This is a genomic window from Clostridioides sp. ES-S-0108-01 (assembly GCF_020662285.1).
Lineage (GTDB): Bacteria > Bacillota > Clostridia > Peptostreptococcales > Peptostreptococcaceae > Clostridioides.
On record NZ_JADGMN010000003.1, the window covers coordinates 250,121 to 271,157 of the forward strand.

At 29.1% G+C, this 21,037-nt stretch carries 19 protein-coding genes; 15 read left to right on the forward strand and 4 right to left on the reverse strand.

The genetic code is table 11. The annotated features are described in order from the left end of the window. Positions 1-41 precede the first annotated feature (41 nt). From IR152_RS05040 to IR152_RS05095, 12 genes are all read left to right on the forward strand, one after another. Positions 42-563 (forward strand): MarR family transcriptional regulator, encoded by a 522-nt coding sequence (locus IR152_RS05040; RefSeq protein ID WP_227450706.1) that lies wholly within the window; start codon positions 42-44, stop codon positions 561-563. Between the two features lie 388 nt (positions 564-951). Beyond that, on the forward strand, positions 952-2,121 hold the full coding sequence (locus IR152_RS05045; RefSeq protein ID WP_227450707.1) for a M20 metallopeptidase family protein: 1,170 nt from the start codon (positions 952-954) through the stop codon (positions 2,119-2,121). Between the two features lie 40 nt (positions 2,122-2,161). After that, entirely contained in the window at positions 2,162-3,700 is a 1,539-nt protein-coding gene (locus IR152_RS05050; RefSeq protein ID WP_227450708.1) for an AbgT family transporter, read from the forward strand. Between the two features lie 31 nt (positions 3,701-3,731). Continuing rightward, positions 3,732-4,934 carry a MalY/PatB family protein gene (locus tag IR152_RS05055; protein WP_227450709.1) on the forward strand — a complete coding sequence of 401 codons (1,203 nt, stop codon included), beginning with the start codon at positions 3,732-3,734 and terminating at the stop codon, positions 4,932-4,934. A gap of 362 nt (positions 4,935-5,296) precedes the next feature. Further along, complete coding sequence (locus IR152_RS05060) at positions 5,297-6,295, forward strand: LacI family DNA-binding transcriptional regulator (protein WP_227450710.1); 999 nt, start codon at positions 5,297-5,299, stop codon at positions 6,293-6,295. 101 nt (positions 6,296-6,396) lie between these two features. Further along, entirely contained in the window at positions 6,397-8,754 is a 2,358-nt protein-coding gene (locus tag IR152_RS05065; RefSeq protein ID WP_227450711.1) for a glycosyl hydrolase family 65 protein, read from the forward strand. Positions 8,755-8,855: 101 nt separating this feature from the next. Continuing rightward, positions 8,856-9,524, forward strand: a complete 669-nt coding sequence (gene pgmB / locus IR152_RS05070; RefSeq protein ID WP_227450712.1) for a beta-phosphoglucomutase — start codon at positions 8,856-8,858, stop codon at positions 9,522-9,524. Positions 9,525-9,597: 73 nt separating this feature from the next. Next, a complete protein-coding gene (locus tag IR152_RS05075; RefSeq protein ID WP_227450713.1) occupies positions 9,598-10,569 on the forward strand; it encodes a carbohydrate ABC transporter permease in 972 nt (323 codons plus the stop codon). 19 nt (positions 10,570-10,588) lie between these two features. Continuing rightward, positions 10,589-11,413 (forward strand): carbohydrate ABC transporter permease, encoded by an 825-nt coding sequence (locus tag IR152_RS05080; protein WP_227450714.1) that lies wholly within the window; start codon positions 10,589-10,591, stop codon positions 11,411-11,413. Between the two features lie 18 nt (positions 11,414-11,431). Beyond that, entirely contained in the window at positions 11,432-11,728 is a 297-nt protein-coding gene (locus IR152_RS05085) for a hypothetical protein (RefSeq protein WP_227450715.1), read from the forward strand. 38 nt (positions 11,729-11,766) lie between these two features. Then, the gene (locus IR152_RS05090) at positions 11,767-12,114 is read left to right on the forward strand and encodes a hypothetical protein (protein ID WP_227450716.1); all 348 of its coding nucleotides are present in this window, start codon (positions 11,767-11,769) and stop codon (positions 12,112-12,114) included. 152 nt (positions 12,115-12,266) lie between these two features. Next, a complete protein-coding gene (locus IR152_RS05095) occupies positions 12,267-13,529 on the forward strand; it encodes an ABC transporter substrate-binding protein (protein ID WP_227450717.1) in 1,263 nt (420 codons plus the stop codon). 93 nt (positions 13,530-13,622) lie between these two features. Here IR152_RS05095 and IR152_RS05100 read toward each other — a convergent pair whose 3' ends face one another. Beyond that, positions 13,623-14,255 carry an ABC transporter ATP-binding protein gene (locus tag IR152_RS05100; protein ID WP_227450718.1) on the reverse strand — a complete coding sequence of 211 codons (633 nt, stop codon included), beginning with the start codon at positions 14,253-14,255 and terminating at the stop codon, positions 13,623-13,625. A gap of 169 nt (positions 14,256-14,424) precedes the next feature. Between IR152_RS05100 and IR152_RS05105 the strand changes: the two genes are divergently transcribed. The 3 genes from IR152_RS05105 to IR152_RS05115 all read left to right on the forward strand — a co-directional run bounded on the left by IR152_RS05105 (position 14,425) and on the right by IR152_RS05115 (position 17,894). Next, positions 14,425-15,783, forward strand: a complete 1,359-nt coding sequence (locus IR152_RS05105) for a hypothetical protein (RefSeq protein ID WP_227450719.1) — start codon at positions 14,425-14,427, stop codon at positions 15,781-15,783. After that, positions 15,776-16,408 (forward strand): OmpA family protein, encoded by a 633-nt coding sequence (locus IR152_RS05110; protein ID WP_227450720.1) that lies wholly within the window; start codon positions 15,776-15,778, stop codon positions 16,406-16,408. Before IR152_RS05105 ends, IR152_RS05110 begins: the two co-directional genes overlap by 8 nt. Before the next feature lie 328 nt (positions 16,409-16,736). Next, positions 16,737-17,894, forward strand: coding sequence for a ComEC/Rec2 family competence protein (locus tag IR152_RS05115; RefSeq protein WP_227450721.1), 1,158 nt, complete (start codon positions 16,737-16,739; stop codon positions 17,892-17,894). A gap of 114 nt (positions 17,895-18,008) precedes the next feature. Here the strand turns inward: IR152_RS05115 and lexA are convergent, their stop codons facing one another. The 3 genes from lexA to IR152_RS05130 all read right to left on the reverse strand — a co-directional run bounded on the left by lexA (position 18,009) and on the right by IR152_RS05130 (position 20,844). Next, positions 18,009-18,644 carry a transcriptional repressor LexA gene (lexA, locus tag IR152_RS05120; protein ID WP_227450722.1) on the reverse strand — a complete coding sequence of 212 codons (636 nt, stop codon included), beginning with the start codon at positions 18,642-18,644 and terminating at the stop codon, positions 18,009-18,011. 103 nt (positions 18,645-18,747) lie between these two features. Beyond that, positions 18,748-19,875 carry a tyrosine-type recombinase/integrase gene (locus tag IR152_RS05125; RefSeq protein WP_227450723.1) on the reverse strand — a complete coding sequence of 376 codons (1,128 nt, stop codon included), beginning with the start codon at positions 19,873-19,875 and terminating at the stop codon, positions 18,748-18,750. Between the two features lie 321 nt (positions 19,876-20,196). Beyond that, positions 20,197-20,844 carry a hypothetical protein gene (locus IR152_RS05130; RefSeq protein WP_227450724.1) on the reverse strand — a complete coding sequence of 216 codons (648 nt, stop codon included), beginning with the start codon at positions 20,842-20,844 and terminating at the stop codon, positions 20,197-20,199. Positions 20,845-21,037 lie beyond the last annotated feature (193 nt).

The following is a 21,037-nucleotide window of genomic DNA, read 5'->3' on the forward strand; positions in this document are numbered from 1 at the left end:
AGAATATATATAGAAACAAGTGACTTAAAAGGAGACGCTATATGGAAGAGATAGTAAAGAAAGAACAAGCAAGTATGAATGATATTTTTTTGTATCTTAAAGCGAAATCAAACTCATTATATAAATTTGTAATATTATATAATGAGTTTATCAATAAGCCTAAAGATTATGGTACTGGTGAACTTATAAACATGGCTGAGGTACATATACTAACAGCGATTGAAGAAAATCCAGGAATAACTCCAACTCAATTAGCTAAAATGTGGAATAGAACTAAAGGTGCAATATCTCAGACTATATCTAAATTAGAGAAAAAAGGTTATATAACTAAAGAAAAAAAAGAAGGAAATGCAAAAACTATATTACTATATCCGACAACATCAGGAGTAGAGTTAAGTAAGGCACATAAGCTATATGATACCATAGATGTTACAAGAACGTTTGAATACTTAATCAAAGAATGTACATTAGAGGAAATAGATAGTTTTTATAAAGTAATTGATTTGTTTATTAATTTATTAGAAGAATCTCCACAGGAAAATAATGATTCTGAAAAAGAGTAGCTAAGATTGAAACTAAATAGAAAGAAATAGATGATATATAGCTAATATATGGAGGTAGTGATTAAGTACATATTATATGAATAATACTTATAGAATTAAAAAGTTTAGTGGTTTAAAGTTTAACTGCTAAACTTTTTTGATGTTTAGAATCTAGTATTATATAATTTGTTACAAATAAAAAAATTTCAATAGATTAATATGAAAATAGAAATATAAATAGAAAAATGCTATAACTTATCGACTTAATGCAGAAAAAAATTAAAATGATTGAGAAAAACAAAAATGAAAACGTTTTATATTGACATGAGGAAAAAGTAGTGCTACTATTTAAATATAGTTTAGACACTAAACTATATTTAAATTATAATAACTATTTTAGGGGGATGTTATGAATTTAAAACAATTAAGTGAAAAATATGAAGACTATGTAATTCAGATGAGAAGAGAATTCCATAAGTATCCAGAATTATCTTTTAAAGAAATAAGAACAGCTCAAAGAATAAGGGAAGAACTACAAAAAATAGGGGTACCTTTTGTATCTATTGAACCAAATATTGTAATAGCTACGATAAAAGGTAAAAAAGAAGGTAAGACAATTGCAATTAGAGGAGATATAGATGCGCTTCCAATGAAAGAAGATTCAGATGTAGAATACAAATCAGAATATGATGGAATAATGCATTCTTGTGGACATGATGCTCATGGAGCTATGTTACTAGGACTTGCACATATGTTAAATGACATAAAAGAAGATTTAGAAGGTAGAGTATTATTAGTTTTCCAAGCAGCTGAGGAAGTTGGTGGAGGATACAATGAGATAATACAGTACTTTAAGGAAAATGGAGGGCCAGATAGATTAATAGCTACTCATGTTTGGTCAAATATTGAAGCTGGTAAAATTTCTGTTGAACCAGGACCTCGTATGGCTGGTGGTTCTGGTTGGAGAATAGATATAACAGGTAGAGGTGGTCATGGTTCTAGACCGGATCAAAGTATAGACCCGATAAAGCCAGCTTGCGATATAGTTTTAAAAGTATCCTCTATACCAGTTAATCATGTAAGTGTACTAGAACAATGTGTTGTACATGCATGTGCAATACATGGAGGAACTACAATAGGAAATATTATTCCAAACAGTGCAGAGGTAATAGGTGGATACAGACATTTTACTGAAGAGTCAGGTAAAAAAGTGTTTGATACTATAAAGCAAATAAGTAAGGGTGTTGGACAAGTTTACGGAGTGGATGTGAAGGTTACTCATACTGGAGGTATAGGACCTGTTATAAATGATGAAGAAGCAGTTAAGATGGCTAAAGAAGTAGTTTCTAATATAGATGGATTAGAGTTAGATCCTTATGAGCCAATATGTGCATCAGATTGTTATGGTGAAATATTAAAAGAGTATTCCGGTTTTTATTGTTATCTAGGGGTAGGTAACAAAGAAAAAGGAATAATATATGCACAACATCATCCTAAGTACAATATAGATGAAGATACATTAAAGTTAGGTTTAGAATTTATGGCTAAATATGCAGTTGAATTTTTAAATAAAAAATAATAACTAAAATAAATCTAATTTTATAAATGGGGGGATAAAAATGCAAAGTACATTAAAGGAAGATAAGAAAAAAAGCGATGGAGGATTTTTAGGGTGGATTGAAAGAGTTGGAAATAAAATGCCACATCCACTAGCATTATTTACATATATTACATTGATAGTAGTAGTATTATCTGCAATAGCAAGCTTTTTAGGTTTTTCAGCAACAAGCCCTGCTACAGGCAAGTTAATAGAAGTTATGAACTTAATAAGTGCAGAAGGTTTAGTACTATTTATGCAAGGGTTTGTTAAGAACTTCCAAAACTTCCCTGTACTGGGGGTAGTTCTAGTTATGGCAGTTGCAACAGGGGTCTGTGAAAAAACAGGATTTTTCTCAACTGCTATAAAAATGAGTTTATCAAAAGTTAAGGGGAATGCCGTTGTATTTATAATAGCTTTTATAGGAGTATTTGCTAATCAAGCTGGTGATGCTGCTTTCGTATTAGTACCAACTCTTGCAGGGGCAATATTTTATGGATTAGGCAAAAATCCATTAGCTGGTATATTCTGTGGATTTGCATCAGTTGGTGGTGGATTTGCAACAGCTGTAATTCCTGGGGGATGGGATGTTACGCTAACACCAATAACTGTATCAGCAGCTCAAACTATTAAACCTGCGTTTGATATGACATTATTAGCTAGTTATTATGCACTATTTGTATCTGCATTTATAGTAGCTATAGTATCAACAATAGTAACTGTTAAATTTATAGAACCTAAATTAGGTAAATATACTGGTAAGCCAGAAGGCATGGATGATAATCAAGGTTTTGAGGTTACAAAAGAACAAGCAAAAGCAGCAAAGTCAGCAGGTTTTACCGTGTTAGCTTACGTAGCATTATTAGTTGCTTTATGTATACCGGCTAATAGTTTTTTAAGAAGTCCAGAAGGTTCTTTAATATTTGGGGCACCACTTATGTCTTGCTTACAGTTCTTTATAGTGATACTATTCTTCTTACCAGGGATTGTGTATGGAATGAAGGTTGGTAAAATCAAGACTGTAAAAGACTTAAATGATATATTATGTCAATCAATGGCAGCAATGACACCGTTTATCGTACTTGCAATAGTTATAGGTCAGTTCTTAACACTATTTTCAGTGTCTAACCTAGCACAGGTACTAGCTATAAAAGGTGGAGCATTACTTAACTCATTGCCATTACCACCACAAGCTATAATACTGCTATTTTTAGTGCTAGTAGCATTTATAAATATATTTGTTATAAGTGGAAGTACAAAATGGATGATATTTGGACCAGTATTTGTTCCGATGTTAATGCAATTAAACATACATCCAGCATTTACTCAGTTTGTATATAGATTAGGGGATTCTGTAACTAATCATTTATCACCATTAAATGCATTCTTTATAATACTTTTAGCAACAGTTCAAAAATACGATAAAAATGCAGGTATGGGAACTATATTCTCAGCTATGATACCTTACACTATAGGATACTTTGCAGTACTTGCAGTTTTAGTAGTAGTTTGGATGACAATAGGTATACCAGTAGGAATAGGTGGACAAGTTTGGTTATAAAACACATTTAATAATTTTGGGAGGAAAGAAAATGGAAACAACTGAAGTAAGATACAATTTTGATGAAGTAATAGATAGAAGTGGAACAAACTGCCTTAAATATGATCTTAAGACTCAATTTATGCCAGGGTCTTCAGAAGATGCACTACCACTATGGGTAGCAGATATGGATTTTGCATGTGCTCCTGAGATAATTAATGCAATGCATGAAAGAATAGACAGAAAAATATTTGGATATAGCTCTCAACAAACTGATGATTATTATAAAGCTGTATGCGGATGGTTTAAGAGAAGATTTGATTGGAAAATAGAAAAAGAGAATATATTCTTTAGCCCAGGGGTTGTACCTGCATTAGGCTTTTTCATACAAATATTGACACAAAAGGGTGATGGTATAATAATAGAAAAGCCTGTATACTATCCTTTTGAAGCTAAGATAACTAATAATGAAAGAAAGGTAGTCAATAGTCCTTTAAAGTTTGAAGATGGTCATTATTCTATGGATTATGATGGATTTGAAGAGTTGGCTAAAGATGAAAATAATAAGGTGTTTATATTATGTAGTCCTCATAACCCAGTTGGTAGGGTATGGAAAAAAGAAGAGCTTAGAAAAATAGTAGATATATGTAAGAAATATGATTTATGGATAATATCTGATGAAATACACTGTGATATTATTCGTAAAGGTGAAAAGCACATACCATTAGAAGTAGCATGCCCTGATTATAAGGATAGAATAATAACCTGTACAGCTCCAAGTAAGAGTTTTAACTTAGCTGGTATGCAATTATCAAATATAGTAATCAATAATAAAGAATTACAAGAAAAATGGATACTTGAAACAGATGCTAAATTAGCCATATTCTTACCCAATCCATTTGCAATAGTTGCTACTAAAGTTGCTTATAATGATTGTGAAGATTGGATGAATCAAGTAAATGAGTATATAGATGGCAATATTAAATATGTAGAAGATTTTGTTAATGAGTATATGCCTAAAGTAAAAATGACAAAATCTCAAGGGACTTACTTAGTTTGGTTAGACTTTAGAGGGTATGGATTAGATGCAAAACAGCTTGAAGATATAATGTTTAACAAGGCGAAGGTATTACTAGATGAAGGATACATATTTGGAGAAGAAGGAGCAGGATTTGAAAGAATAAATGTTGCTTCACCTAGACCAATTATAGAAGAATGTATGAATAGAATAAGAAGTGCATTTGAAGAGATATAGAGGTTGTAAAAAAGCTTAAAAACGAAACTTTAAGTTAGAAAAAATTTGGTTTGATATTAGTAAGGTAGAAATGCTCCTGGGTCGATAAAACAGACAGAGGGCTACTTCTACCTTATTTTATATGTATTATATTTGAATAGGAGATATCTTTGTTCATAATATCCTCAGTTCATTTAAGTTACCACCATGAATTTTTGTGGTATATATATTAATTAAGTGCATGATTTGTACCATCTATGGTAAAATAATGAAGTGTATAGTAGTACTAGAAATTATATGACTGTAATTTTTAGTATATAAGTCTAGATTTTATTATAGCTAGACTTTATAATCATATTAAGAAAAAATGAGAGGGATGAAAAATGGTAACATTAAAAGATATTTCAAAACATACTGGATTATCTTTAACACAGGTATCTAGAGCAATAAATAATCATAGTGATGTAAGTGAAGCTAGTAAAAAAAAGGTAATGGAAGCTGTAAAAGAACTTGGATACGTGCCGAATTTATCAGCTAAAAAACTAGCCACTAAAGTGGATAATTCTATAGCACTTATAATAGTAGGATTTGAAAGACATAACATAAGTGTAAATGATATGTTTATAGAAATTATGAGTGGAGTGTTCAATTTTGCTACAGAAAATGAATATGAAGTAGTTCAATATTTATACTCTGAAAAACTTAGGAATAAAAAGGGGTATCTTCAGTTTTGTAAAGAAAGAAATGTAAGTGGAGCGATACTTTGTGGGGTAAAAAGAGATGATCCAAGTTTAAAAGAATTAATAAAATCAGATTTTCCGACTGTATTTATAGATATACCATATCTTACTGAAAGTGTGGGGTCTGTAGTAATAGATAATGATAAATATGCTTACATAGCAACGAAAACATTAATTGAAAATGGAAGAAAAAATATTGGTTTTATAAATGGGCATGAAAAAGCACATGTATCTATAGGAAGAAAATCTGGATATACAAAAGCTCTTAAAGAATCTGGATTAGCTATAGAGGAGTCTAAAATAAAAAATGGTGAGTATGAACTTGAAAAAGCCAAACAATGTGCGATAGAATTAATAAATGAAAATGTAGATGCAATATTTTGTGCAAGTGATATAATGGCACTAGGAGCACTAAATGCATGTAAGGATTTAAATAAAGGTGTCCCAAATGATGTATCTATATTTGGATTTGATGGTATTACTTTGCTTGATTATATAACCCCTTCTATATCTACAATAAAGCAAGATAGTTATGATAAAGGATATAAGGCGTGTAAGTTACTTATAAATTATTTAAAAAAAGAAGAACCAATGGGTATTATAGAATCAGAATGTAGTGTTTTGATACGAGAATCTATTTAAAGAAAAAATAAATTGATATTTTTTCTTTTTTTTCTTTACAAACCCGAAACGTTTCGGTAGAATGTGCTTATAAACAAAATATATATAACGAGGTGGAGTAAATGACTTTAATGAAATATGATTTAGGTCAAGGAGAATACAAAAACTGGATAGTTTCTGAAATCGATTTTAAATCTAAATTCTTAGGTAAGTGTGAATCTATAATGTGTTTAGGAAATGGTTATCTAGGGCTTAGATCAGCAACAGAAGAAAAATATGTTGGTGAATCAAGAGATATGTTTGTAGCTGGAACTTTTAATAAATTCGAAGATGAGGTAACAGAACTTCCAAATGTGGCTGACCTAACTGAGATAAGGATATATATAAATGGCGAAAGATTTAATCTTTTAGAGGGCGAATTTAGAGATTATAAAAGGGAATTAAATATCAAGACTGGAGAATTAATAAGACATTTTATATGGTCTAGTGAAAATAGTGGAGAGGTAAGATTTGAATTTAAAAGATTTGTATCTTTAGAAAATATCCACTTAATAGCACAAAGTGTAAGTATAACTCCTTTAGAAAAAGACATCAAAATAAATCTACAATCAGGTATAAATGGACAGGTATCAAATACAGGAGTACAACACTTTACAGAAGGAAAAAAAAGAGTTTATGATTCTAAGTTTGTTCAATATACTCAACAGACTACAGAATCAAAAATAGATTTTGTATTAAATACAGTTCACAATTTTAAGATAAATAATGCGTCTTGTAATGTGAATAGTTTAATAGCTATAGATAGAAGAAAAATTTTCTATAATTATGATATAGAATTAAAAGCTAATGAAAATTTAATGCTTGAGAAAATATCTAATGTATTTACTTCAAGAGACAAAGAGTGTAAAGGTTTATCATATGAACAGCTAAAGACTAAGTCACTAGAAGAGCTAAAAACTGAAAGCGCTAAGGGATATGAAATACTACAAGTAGAGTCTGCTAAAGCTTGGGAATATAAAATATGGTCAAATGCGAAGATCATAATAGATTCACAAGATGGATATGAACAATTAGCAATGAGATTTGCTCAATATCATTTAGTGATAATGACACCTGCTCATGATAATAGAATGAACATAGGCGCAAAAGGATTATCAGGAGAAGGATACAAAGGTCATACATTCTGGGATACTGAAGTATTTATGTTACCATATTTTATATATAATGACCCTAAAGTGGCAAGATATTTATTAGAATATAGATACTTAACATTAGATGGAGCTAGAAAAAAAGCTAAGGAAAATGGATATGAAGGAGCACAATTCCCTTGGGAATCAGCATGGCTTGAAGATGGAGAAGTTACACCGGTATGGGGGGCTGTTGATATAGTAACAGGAAAACCTGAAAAAATCTGGACAGGATTTATAGAAATACATGTTACAAGTGATGTAGTATATGGAACATGGCAATATTACAACGTTACTAATGATCAAGAATTTATGGATAATTATGGATATGAAATCATATTTGATTGTGCTACATTCTGGCAATCAAGATTAGAATGGAATGAAGAGGAAAATAGATATGAAATAAATGGAGTAATAGGTCCAGATGAGTATAAAGAACATGTAGATAATAATGCATTCACAAATTATATGGCAAGATGGAACTTAGATTTAGCTGTAAAATATTACAATGAGTTAAAAGAAAATAGACCGGAACTTTTTGTTAGTTTAAATGAAAAATTAAATCTGGTTGAAAGTTTTATAAAGTGGGAATCAAAGAAAGATAAAGTATATCTTCCAGAACCAAATGAAATTAATGTGATACCTCAAGATGATACCTATCTAGAGAAAGAAATAATAGATTTAACAAAATATAAAAATCAAGAAATTGTAGGTAGCTTCTTCAAAGATTATAATATGAAGCAAGCTAATGAAATACAAGTGTCAAAGCAAGCTGATATAATGGTATTATTCTTATTATTAGAAGATTTATTCTCTGAAGAAACAAAAAGAGCTAACTGGGATTACTATGAGCCTAAAACACTGCATGATTCATCTTTAAGTTTATCTACGCACTGTGTACTTGCAAATGATTTAGGCTATAATGAACTTGCATACAAATTATTTAGAAAAGCTTGTGATATAGACTTAGGTCCAAATATGAAAACTTCAGATGCAGGTATACATGCAGCTTCTTTAGGTGGAGTATGGCAATGTGTAGTTAATGGATTTGGTGGAGTAAGGATGATAGATGGTAAATTAAGAATAAATCCATCTATACCAAGTACATGGAATGAGTTGAAGTTCTCGATACATTGGAAATCAGATGTATTAGAAATTAGTATAACTAGAGATAAATTATATATACAAAATACTACAAATAATAAAGAAGTAAGTTTTATACATGAAAATAAGGAATACACTTTAGTTGACGACATCACTATAGAATTAAAAAAGGCTACTTCATTAGCCTAATTTAACTGAATTAATTAGAAGATGGGTTTATGGGAGGGGCAATCCTATAAACCTATTTTAGAAATAATATAAGATAAATAGATAAAAGAGAGGTAGAAAGAATGAAAATTAAAGGAGTAATATTTGACTTAGATGGAGTTATAACAGATACAGCTGAGTATCACTACATAGCATGGAAAGACTTAGCTAATAAAATAGGTATAGATATAGGTAGAGAATTTAATGAAACATTAAAGGGTATATCCAGAGGAGAATCATTAGAAAGAATACTTGAAAAAGGTAACAAAGCAGAGTTTTACACAAATGAACAAAAAGAAGAGTTAGCAAAATATAAAAATGATTATTATTTAACATTGCTGGAAAGATTAACACCGAATGATATTATGGATAATATAGAGGAAACATTACTGTATTTAAAAGAAAATGATATAAAAATAGCTCTAGCATCAGCTAGTAAAAATGCACCACTTATATTAGAAAAATTACAATTGAGGGAGTATTTTGAGGTAATAGTGGACCCAGCGAGTGTTAAAACTGGAAAGCCATCACCGGATATATTTTTAGAAGGTGCTAAGCTTATGAACTTAAATCCGAAAGAATGTATAGGTGTAGAAGACTCGGAAGCTGGAGTTATAGCCATAAATGATTCTAATATGTTATCAATAGGTATAGGAAGTGAAGAAAATTTAGGTCATGCTAAAATTATCATACCAAATACGAGTAGATTAAAGGAAACTATAGAAAAAATAGAACAGAAACAATTAACGTAATATATTGTATTCCAAAACGTTTTGGAATATAATAGGATTAAAAAATAAAATATTTCATAGGGGAGGTTTAAAAATGGGGAAAAGATATGCATCAGATCCGAAAGACTCAGAAATAAAAAATATAAAATCTTTTTATGAGATAAAAGATAAGAAAATAAGTTCAAATAAAAGAAAAGGAGAATTATTACACGCATATGGATTTATCACTCCAACTGTATTAATACTCGGTACATTTGCACTATTTTCTGTAATTTATTCATTATATATATCATTCACAAGAGTAAATTTACTAGGAGATGTATCATATGAGTTTGTAGGATTAAACAACTATATAAACTTACTGAATGATGAGCGTATATGGACTGCATTTAAAAATACATTTAATTATGTTATAGTGGTTGTTCCAACTCAAACATTTATAGCTTTAGTGTTAGCATACGTACTTAATCAAAAGTTAAAGGCTAGAAACTTGATAAGAACAGTATTGTTTTTACCAACTCTAACATCATCCGCAGTGCTTACGATGATATTTATGTTTTTATTTAGTGTAAATGGTCCAATAAATCAATTTCTATTGTCATCACGAATAATGCGAGAAGCAATAAACTTCTTAGGAGATCCAGATTTTTCACTTAAGGTCATAATGGTCATGAATATATGGTCTACAGTACCATTTTTTATGACTATATACTTAGCAGGCCTTCAAGATATACCAGATGCCTTATATGAAGCAGCTTCTATAGATGGTGCAAATGCTATACAAAAATTCTTTAGAATAACTATACCAAATATTGCACCAGTAACAGTATTTGTTGTATTACAAGGGATAATAGGATGTTTCCAAATGTTTGACCAAGCATACATATTCTCAAATGGTTCTGGTGGACCGCAAAACTCTACACTTACAGTTGCATTAACAATGTATCAATATGCATTTAAGACTAATGGAACAATGGGATATGCAGCATCTATAGCAGTAGTACTTGCAGTGGTGATATTTATAGTATCTATGATTGCAAGAAAATTACAAAAAGAAGAAATATAGAGTTTGAGGGGTGATGTAAATGAAAAAAGGTAAAATAGGAAAAACGTTAGTTTATACTATATTGGTAATATATTCATTAATAACGCTATATCCATTTTTATGGGGGTTGTCAGCATCATTTAAGCCATACAATGAAATTGTAGGTGGAGGACTTAGCATTTTATCTGAGAACTTTAGCTTGGATAATTATAAATATATATTTAGTACAGCATCTGATTTTGGAAAGTGGTTCTCAAACTCTTTTACTATAGCTTTAGTAGGAACTGTTTTAAATATAATATTTAACAGTATGGCAGGATATGCTCTTGCTAGACTTAGTTTTCCTGGAAAAAAACAATTATTTCATATTATACTTGCTATAATGATGGTACCAGGTCAAATACTTATAATACCAAACTACTTAATAATAAAGCAGTTAGGTATGTTGAATAGTTTTTCAGCCATAATAATACCAGCTGCAGTAAATGCAACATACATATTTATGATGAGACAGTTCTTCCTAAACTTCCCTAAAGAAGTAGAGGAAGCCGCATCAATTGATGGACTAAACAGAATTCAAATATTCTTTAAAATAGTATTACCAATGGCAAAACCAGCACTTTCAACACAAGCTATATTTGTATTTATGGGATTCTGGAATGAATTTATGAAGCCAATGCTTTATTTAAATGATCCAAATAAATATACTTTAACATTGGGACTTCAAATGTTTCAGACTCAATATGTTGCACAGTGGCACTATATAATGGCAGCATCTATTATAACAATAACTCCTATACTTATAATGTACGCACTATTTAACAAATACTTTATGGAAGGTGTAAGAATGGGTGGAGATAAATAATATTAATAAGGGGTAAATATGAAAAGTATAACTAAAACTCAAAATTTAAATGATCCATATATAGTAGTAGGAAATAGGATGTACTCTATAGCAAATCAAAATGGAAAATTTCCAAGAATAGGATGTCATGTAGAAGGAGAGATGGCAGGTGTTTGGGCATATCCTATAAAGTTATTTAATGAATATAGTCTAAGTATATTTGAAAATAATGAAAAATTAGATTTAGAGGCGACTACTTTTAATATAGAACCAACTAAAGTTAACACTACTTTTAGAGCTTTTGATATAGAAGTTGTAAAAAATGTGAAGAATTAATACCAAGAATAAAAGAAGAAATAGATAAAAAATTCTGGGTGGAAGAAGAAGGGCTATATGCTAAAAAATTATCTAAACTATTATATTGTGGTATGCCTGGTGCTATAAGCGAAAACTTACCTGATAAGGGATGTTTCTTACAATCTTGGTCAAGCTATGGTGTAAACTGGACAATAGCAAGTGGAATAATGGGAATAATCCCTGATGCGTATCATAGGACTATAACTATAAAACCAACTCTTCCTAGAGAATTAGACTATATAGAGATAAAGAAAATGCTTATAGGAGCAGAGTACTTTGATATAAAAGTAGAAAGATTAGATGACGAAGTAGTTGTATATGTAGATGGTATGAATAAAGAAGGTTGGATAATAAATATAGGATAATTATTAGAAGAAGTATTTAAAGATACCTCTTCTAATATAAGTTAGAGTATGAAAACATGGAAAATGTTTTCAAAAACATTGACTTCCGAAACGATTCGGTATAATATTGAAGTATAAGAAAAAAAGATTGTATATTTGAGGGGGAAAACTATATGAAGTTCAAAAAATTAACAACGCTAGCTATGGTAGCGATATTAAGTACAAGTTTAGTCGCATGTAGCTCAAAGAATGAAGGAGAGAGTGAATCAACAGAAAATAAAGAGGTAACAGTTGGTGTATGGAATGGAAATCAAGGAGAAGAGAAAGCCCTTACACAAATGATATCTGAGTTTGAAGAGAAAACAGGAGTAAAAGTAGAAAAGAAAATTTATACAGATTATAATACTCAATTAAAAACAGATTTAATAGGTGGAACAGCTCCAGATGTATTTTATTTAGATGTTAACTTATCACCAGAAATGATGGATTCAGGTGTACTAGAGCCGTTAAATCAATATGTAGATGAAGAATATGATGTTAATGATATATATCCAAATTTAATAAATGGGTTCAAAGATGAATCTGGGGAAACTTACGCAATACCAAAAGATTACTCATCTTTATCAGTATATTATAATGAAAGTTTATTAGAACAAGCTGGATATACTAAGGATGACATACCAACAGAACTTAAAAAGTGGCCTGAATTTTTTAGTGAGCTACAATCAAAGCTACCAGAAGGTAAAAAAGCAGCTATGATAGACCCCCTATTACCTAGAGTTATGGGATTTATTGAAGCTAATGGAGGAGAAGTTGTAGATAGTGAAGGATATTCAAATTTAAGTGATTCTAAAGTTACTGAAGTTTTAGATTTAGTTAATTCATTATATCAAAGTGGATCAACTCAACAAGCAGCAGAATTAGGCTATGGATGGAATGGTGATGCGTTTGGATCTGAAGCAGGAGCAATAATGATAGAAGGTAACTGGGTAGTAGGTCATTTAAGAGATAATTTCCCTGATGTTAAATATGGAACTTTAGAGATGCCAACATATAAAGGTGAAAAATCTAGTCTGTTATTTACAGTTGGTTATGCTATGAATAAGGAATCTAAAAACAAAGAGAATGCTTGGAAATTTATAAAATATGCAACAGGTAAAGAAGGTATGACAACTTGGACAACGGGAAGTGGAACTTTGCCATCTAGAAAGTCTGTAGCAGTTGATACTAAGGTGGATGAAAATGACGTATTAAAGTCTCATATAGCAGGAGCGGATTATGGTACAGTATGGCAAAAAGGATTAACTTTACCAATCATAGATAGAGAATTTTCTAACTGGATGCCTGCTGTTATATTAGGTGATGAAACACTAGAAAATGCTATGAAAAAAGCTACAGAAACGGCTAATAAAGATATAGATGCTCAAATGAAGTAATATAAAAATAATAATTTCAACAAAATCACTTTGATAATATTATCAAGGTGATTTTTTGCTGAAAGATTCAAATGAATAGGGCGGGAATATTGACTACCGAGAGGTAGAGAAATGAAAAGGTAATTTCTGATGTTGCACTTTTATACATAGAGCATCACCAATATCATGTGTAACTAAAATAGTGGACTTATTCTCATTTTTAATAATACTATAAACATCATCACAAACTAACAGTCTAGTCTGATAATCAAGAGCTGAAAAAGGTTCATCTAAAAGTAAAATATCTGGATTTACAGAAAGTGTTCTAATAAGGGCAACTCTTTGTCTCATACCTCCAGATAATTCTTTTGGATACATACTTCTAAAATCCCATAATCCATAAGTCTTTAAAAGGCTTTCAACTCTATCTAAAGATTTCTTATCTTTTTTGCCTTGAATTTCTAATCCAATAGTTATATTGTCCATTATATTTCTCCATTCAAGCAAATTATCTTTTTGAAACATATATCCAATATTTCCAGTAATCTTTATATCGCCACTAGTCGGTTTTAAAAGATTAGTAAGAATATTTAAGATTGTAGATTTACCACTTCCAGAAGGACCAAGCAAAGTTAATATTTCTCCTTCTTTCAAGTTAAAATTGACATCCTTTAATACTTCAAGCTCGCCTTCCTTAGTGTAGAAGTTCATATTTATATTTTTAACTTCTACTATGTTGTCATTCATTATGCCACCCCCTATAACTTTTAGCTCGTATATATTATGTTATTAACAATATGACCTATTTGTACCATTTTTCATAAATATAATATAAATATTTTGTTTATTTACGTATTTTCTTAGTAACTTGTACGTATAAATTATAGATAAATAAATTATAAGGTAGGGGATAAAATTGAGTAACATAATAACTAATTTAATAGAGTCAATATTTACTAATCCAATAACTATATTGTTTTTACTTGCAATAACTGTATATTCTGTTTTTAAAATACTAGAAAATAACAGAGTATATTCATTTGTAAGTTCAAAATTAGAAGAAATCAATAGAGATTATAAAACGAGTGAGTTTTATAAAAAGGTAAGGGATGATTACTATGTATATAGTAAAGAAAATCCTTATGCAGACGTAAATATAACGTCATTCATAGAAGAAGTTGTATCTGATTTAAAGCATAATGATTTGCCATTGTTAGAGAAGATTAGAAGCATAAAAAATTCATCTTCAATAAGTATATTACTTGGAGTTTTAGGTACATTTGTTGGGCTTTCTGCAATGCTTTTATGTGTTGATACTAAAGACATTATAAATTCACTTCCTTCAACTATTAGTAGTATGCAAACTGCATTTACAACTAGTATATTTGGAGTTGTATTTTCTCTAATTATAGGTTACTTTACTAAGATAAAAGATTGTGAACATGTTTTGATACAAATAATGTTAAAGTCTGAAAATTTATTAACATCTGAGATAACTCATTTTAAATCAGAAAGAATGGATTTAAAAGTAGAAGATGTAAAAAATACGATAAAACAAATAAGTAAGTCTATAGAAGCTATTGAAAAATTTGATAAAATATCTAAAGATTTAAATGACTTTAATGATGAATTTATCAGCGGTATAGAAGCTTTAAAAAGCCTTTTAGAAGGTTCTCAGAGTTCTATTAAGACATTTGACCAGAGTGTAAGAAAATTAGATAAACAGTTTAATATTTTAAATCTAAAATTTGTAAAGTTGTTTGATAAATACGATAATCAAGATAATATAAATAAAGAGATTTTATTTGACATAAAAGAATCTTCAAAAAATATATATAATGCAACTGAAAGCCAGTTCAAAATTAGAGATTATATAAAAAATATAAATGCAGGATTTGCTCTATATGAAAGAAGTGCTCAAGATTTATTAACTAAATTAATGACTCATGAAAGTAAAATATCTCAAAACCAAAAAATCCTTTTAGATGAAAAATTTACATTAGATGACTCAATAAAAAATCTTTCAAGTATTATTGAAAACTTTTCTAATGACCTACAAGTTAAACTGGATATAATGTTTGAGAATTCTTTAGATATTCAAGATAAGTTAGATGTTATGTTTAATAATTCTTTTATGCACGATGAAGTTCCTCTTGATAGTGAAGAATTATTTAATGATGATGTTGACAGTGTATTTAATCCTTTTAGTGAGGAGATTTATGAGATAGAAGGTAAAGAAATAAAGGTCGTAGGTGAGGATGAGTTAAATGAATAATAAATATAGAAGAACTATTAACAGAGAATTTGAAAAGAGTAGTTTTTGGCCAACATTTACAGATTTATTATCTACTGTATTGATGGTTGTGATTCTTATCCTATTTAGCTCAGAAAGTATTTCAGGTTCTGTCGAACAAGATTTAGCTAAAAACGTCAATGCTTCTGTTGAGGAAACCTTTAAAAAAAGCGGAATACCTGTGAAAGTAGATAAAACTAATGGTCAAGTAACTTTTGGTGAAAGAACTATGTTTGATGTAGATAGTGATGTTTTAAAACCAGAGGCCAAAGAAATGTTAAAAATATTCGTTCCAAAGTACATAGAAACTATTTATAAGGATTATGGTGATTATATATCCAAAATAGTTATAGAGGGTCATACAGATGATGTGGGAAGTTATATATACAACTTAGATTTATCGCAAAGAAGAGCATATAGCGTTGCCAAATTTATAGTAGGAGATGAAATAGGTGATTATAAATACAAAGATAAGGTGACTAAACATATTATCGCAATAGGAAGATCAAAAGCTGAACTCATAAAAAATGGTGATAATAATGTAAATAGAGATGCATCTAGAAGAGTAGAACTAAAATATGAAATAAATATTAATCAAAATAAATAATTAAATTTTTGTAAAAAAAAAGAAGGCAGTTGGTGTGAGCTTTAAGCCTTCTTTAAGGAAAAAGTTTATTTATTTTTGTTGATACTTAACATATTATAGTTTTTGGGAGAAGTTTGCAATATATTAAACGTAAATGGTCGTTTAAAATGCATAACTGGGTACTACTGATGTAAAATGTTTCATTTTATATAATATAAAACTTATACAGTGTCAATTTTCTATGTTATTGTACTATAATCTATTATTTAAAATATTATGTAAAAAAATATCATAAAAACGCATATCATGTTATAATTACTAGTATATTGTGAATATGGAGGCGTAGTTTGTGATAGAAAGAAGTATAAAAAATAAAAAAAATTCTAAAATTAAAGCTTTGATACTTTTATTGATAGTATTTACATCAATTTATTTAACTGGTTGTGCTACATCAAACAATGGAAATAATCAATCAAATAATCAAGATTCTTTATCTAGTAGTATATCAAGCGATAAGAATGTAAAAATTCATTTTATTAACACTGGAAATAGTGATGCAATATTAATTCAAGATGGCAAAACTTTTACATTGATAGATGGAGGAGATAACGACGATGAGAATTTAATGGTAGACTATCTAAATAATCAAGGTGTAAAAGATATTAAATATCTTATAGCTACCCATTCTCATGCAGACCATTTAGGTGGACTTGATTCTGTTGTCAAAAACTTCAATATAGAAAATGTTTTTGTATCGAATGGTTCAGCAGAAACAAAGAGTTATAGAGATTTTATAAATGCTTTGGCAAATAAAGATTTATCTCCAAGTGTACCACTTGAAAATAATAAGTTTTATTTAGAAGATTCTTATTTTGAAGTTTTAAATACAAATGGAGGAGATACTACTAATGAGCAATCTCTAGTCCTTGTATATACTAATGGGAATGATAAAGTTTTATTTACAGGTGATGCTGAAGAAGGCACTGAAAAAGAAATACTACCGAAACTTGGTAAAGTAGACCTTTTAAAAGTAGCTCATCATGGTTCTCGTAGCAGTTCATCTCAAGAGTTTTTGAATAAAGTAGACCCTGAATATGCAGTTCTTTTAGTAGGCAAGGGTAATTCATATGGTCATCCACACCAGGAGACAATGAATAAATTAGAAAAAATGGGAGTAAAAGTACATAGAAGCGATGAATGTTCAGATATAATATTTGAATCAACAGGTGATGGAGTATTTACAAGTTGTGAAGATGGAAGTTATAACAAAGGTGTTAGGGAAGATGGAAACTATGGAAAATCAAATAATAATACAATTAAAAATGAATCTTCAAATAAAGAACAAAATGTATTAAATTCAGCAGAAGTAGTGTATTTTACTCCAAAAGGAAAGAGTTATCACTCGACAAAAAATTGTAGTGGTCTTTCAAGAAGTAAAAAAATATTATCAGGAACAATTGCAGAAAGTAAGAAAAATGACCCATGTGATATATGTTATGGAAAATAATAAAAAGAGTTACAAATAAAAAATAAAATAAATGAATAAAAAAATAAGCTATAATCAATAGATAACACACTTTATCTATACGAATAGCTTATTTTTTTATGCATTCTTTAATAGCTATTTTATAACTCTAAATACACCAGTTACAATACCTACAATTTCAACTTCTGAGTCATTGAGCATAATTGGTTCCATAAAATCATTTTCTGGCTGAAGTCTTATTAAATTTCCTTCTTTAAAAAATCTCTTAACTGTAGCAGAGTCACCATTTATAAGTGCAACTACTATCTGAGAATTCAAGGCTGTATTTTTTTTGTCTACTACAACGTAATCTTCATCTAAAATTCCTGCATTAATCATACTTTCGCCTTTTACTCTTAATACAAAATTATTACTGCCCTTTACTAAACTGGCAGGGAATGGAATGTATTCCTCTATGTTTTGTTGAGCTAAAATGGGTTCTCCAGCTGTTATTTGACCTACTAAAGGAAGTTCTATTATTTCTTGATTAGCTCCAGAAACATCATTTACTTTACTACGTTCTAAAACTTCAATAGCTCTTGGTTTAGTAGGGTCCTTTCTTATGTATCCCAGTTTTTCAAGTTTATTTAGATGAGAGTGCACAGTTGAAGTAGATCTTAATCCTACAGCAGTACATATTTCTCTTACAGCAGGTGGATAACCTTTTAATGTGATTTGAGACTTTATAAATTCCAATATCAAGACTTGCTTTTCAGTTAGATCTAAATACATAACATCACTCATTTCCAAACATATTTTGTTTTTATTTCCATACACTTTATATTTTTAATTATAACATAATCCATTTATATCTGCAAACATTTGTTCCTAATTTTTAATCATCCTCAATCCATTCAAAATTCTTAACTATATCACGTTTTACATTCTTCTTATGAGCTGAATAAAGCTGAGTAGTTGTGACATTATCGTGGTCAAGTAAGTTTTGAACATCATATATAGAAAATCCTGTTTGGATTAGAGAAGTCGCAGCTGTTGCTCTTAGTTTGTGAGGACTATATCCATTATTTCTAGTAGTATCAAGTGGAATAGATGTATATTTTTTTACTAGTGTTCTTATAGCTTTTGCTGTAATTCTCTTATTTTGAAGAGATAAAAATAAAGCATCTTTTTCCTCATCATTTAATAAATCATCCCTTGTTCTTTCGTTTTGCAAATAGTCTTTTATTACATGTTCACAAGTGTGATTTATAGGCATTAAAACTTCTTTTCCACGCTTTCTATATATTTTAAATTCACCTCTTGAAAAATTAAAAGAGGATACATTGAGTTCTCTAAGTTCATTTAATCTAAGCCCATATGTAACAAATAAGGCCAATATAGCTTTATCACGTAACTTAGTTTTTCTCCAGTATACCTTTTCTTTTTCTGTAAGCCCTTCACCTGTTTCTACTGATTCAAGCATCTTAGCAACTTCATCTATCTCAAGACGCTTAATAGCATCTGGCTGAGGTTTAGGAAGCTTTATTGGATTGAAGCCATCAGTTATATTGTTATCTATTTGGGAGTTTCTGTATAAGAACTTAAATAGAGTAGAGATGGATGATTTTTTTCTTGCCAAAGCTCTATTGTTATTTTCAAAAATTAATGTATTTTTTTCTGTATTTTTATAATATCTACTACAATAGTCACCTAAGAATAAATTTATATCTCTTGATTTTATTTTATTAAAATCATTTTCTGTAATATCTTTTATACAATCTGCATTTGTTAATTCTTTGGTTTCAATCAAATACGAACAGAAAAAATTTATGTCTTCTAAATAAGCAAGTCGTGTGGAAACTGCAACAGAACCTTTTAGATATATAAAATAGTCCTTCATAAATACGGGAAGTTTATTTTCCAAAAGTAGACATTTTTCTATGAGTTCATTTTCTTTGATGACAATATTGTCAGGTTTATCTGATTTATTATGTATTTTTATAATTTTCTTATCATTATTCAAAATTAAACCTCCTAAAACTAAAATATAAATCTTTTATATTATTTTTTGATATTTATACCAAGTGAGTATAAATATTTAATTTAATCATTTTTTACATTTTTAAGAGATTAGCAGTGCTTTAGATGAAATTATAACTAACTATTCCCTAAATCCACATTTAAAGACTAGTTTAATTTAAGTACTCTTTTTTTATTTCTCAATATATTTATAGAAATATTTTAAAATATATTGAGAAATTTTTTATGCTCTACTAAAATCTTTTTTATATAATATTTTTATATGTTTCTAACGAAACCAAATATTAGTAAAATATGTATTTATTTAACTAAAGTTTTTAAATGGGCTGACTAAGCTTAAAATATAGGATATTATGAGAGTTACTATTGAAAAAATAAACCCTATTGCCATAAAGAAACTTATAAATATGTTATACTTAACTATTAAACTGGATATATTCAAGTTATCAAATCCAAATAAGTATGCAATTGAACTTATTACAAAAATAACTATAACTATAAAGCTCAGACCATTTAAGCTATTTTTTAAATCAGCACTACTAAGTGACATATGTGTAGATATAGAATACATTAAAAACATAAATATAAAATACTTCAATGAATATACACTAGGTGTTAACAACATTATTCTTATAAAATTGGAAATATCACCTAAAATAATGTGTATAAAACCATTTATATTTAAATTATTAATCATACTTACATATAACTTTAAATCTATATTTTGAGTCACTTTCATATAACTATCTGGCAGTAATATCTTAAAAATTAAAATAATCATTATTGTTCCACCTATAATAGGTGCAATTCCTATAAAGAAATTTCCTATACTTTGATAAAGATTATCTTTTTTATAGCTATGACTTACATATCCTAGTATACCATCATTTTTACTTTCTATTGGTCTGAAAAACTTAACTGAATTTATTTTATGCATGAAAATCAAACACATTCTGAACCTCCCATGACTAAAGTCACAAGGTTCCTGCTTCATAGAATTTTGCATACTAAAATATGTATTCTCCACAGGCTATCCCCGTAGTTCCTACGGTTCTTACATAAGTTATTTATTTTGAATTGTTATTAGTCTTAATCCTTCTTTTAATATATTTATACTTGCATTTATATCTCTATCGTGAGTTTCA

Bases quoted from the DNA above. Each gene is read 5' to 3' on its own strand.
- IR152_RS05110 (WP_227450720.1), top strand. From the start codon at position 15,776: ATGAATAATAAATATAGAAGAACTATTAACAGAGAATTTGAAAAGAGT.
- IR152_RS05055 (WP_227450709.1), top strand. From the start codon at position 3,732: ATGGAAACAACTGAAGTAAGATACAATTTTGATGAAGTAATAGATAGA.
- IR152_RS05075 (WP_227450713.1), top strand. From the start codon at position 9,598: ATGGGGAAAAGATATGCATCAGATCCGAAAGACTCAGAAATAAAAAAT.
- IR152_RS05095 (WP_227450717.1), top strand. From the start codon at position 12,267: ATGAAGTTCAAAAAATTAACAACGCTAGCTATGGTAGCGATATTAAGT.
- IR152_RS05050 (WP_227450708.1), top strand. From the start codon at position 2,162: ATGCAAAGTACATTAAAGGAAGATAAGAAAAAAAGCGATGGAGGATTT.
- pgmB (WP_227450712.1), top strand. From the start codon at position 8,856: ATGAAAATTAAAGGAGTAATATTTGACTTAGATGGAGTTATAACAGAT.
- lexA (WP_227450722.1), bottom strand. From the start codon at position 18,644: ATGTATTTAGATCTAACTGAAAAGCAAGTCTTGATATTGGAATTTATA.
- IR152_RS05085 (WP_227450715.1), top strand. From the start codon at position 11,432: ATGAAAAGTATAACTAAAACTCAAAATTTAAATGATCCATATATAGTA.
- IR152_RS05130 (WP_227450724.1), bottom strand. From the start codon at position 20,844: ATGTGTTTGATTTTCATGCATAAAATAAATTCAGTTAAGTTTTTCAGA.
- IR152_RS05045 (WP_227450707.1), top strand. From the start codon at position 952: ATGAATTTAAAACAATTAAGTGAAAAATATGAAGACTATGTAATTCAG.
- IR152_RS05100 (WP_227450718.1), bottom strand. From the start codon at position 14,255: ATGAATGACAACATAGTAGAAGTTAAAAATATAAATATGAACTTCTAC.
- IR152_RS05065 (WP_227450711.1), top strand. From the start codon at position 6,397: ATGACTTTAATGAAATATGATTTAGGTCAAGGAGAATACAAAAACTGG.
- IR152_RS05080 (WP_227450714.1), top strand. From the start codon at position 10,589: ATGAAAAAAGGTAAAATAGGAAAAACGTTAGTTTATACTATATTGGTA.
- IR152_RS05060 (WP_227450710.1), top strand. From the start codon at position 5,297: ATGGTAACATTAAAAGATATTTCAAAACATACTGGATTATCTTTAACA.
- IR152_RS05040 (WP_227450706.1), top strand. From the start codon at position 42: ATGGAAGAGATAGTAAAGAAAGAACAAGCAAGTATGAATGATATTTTT.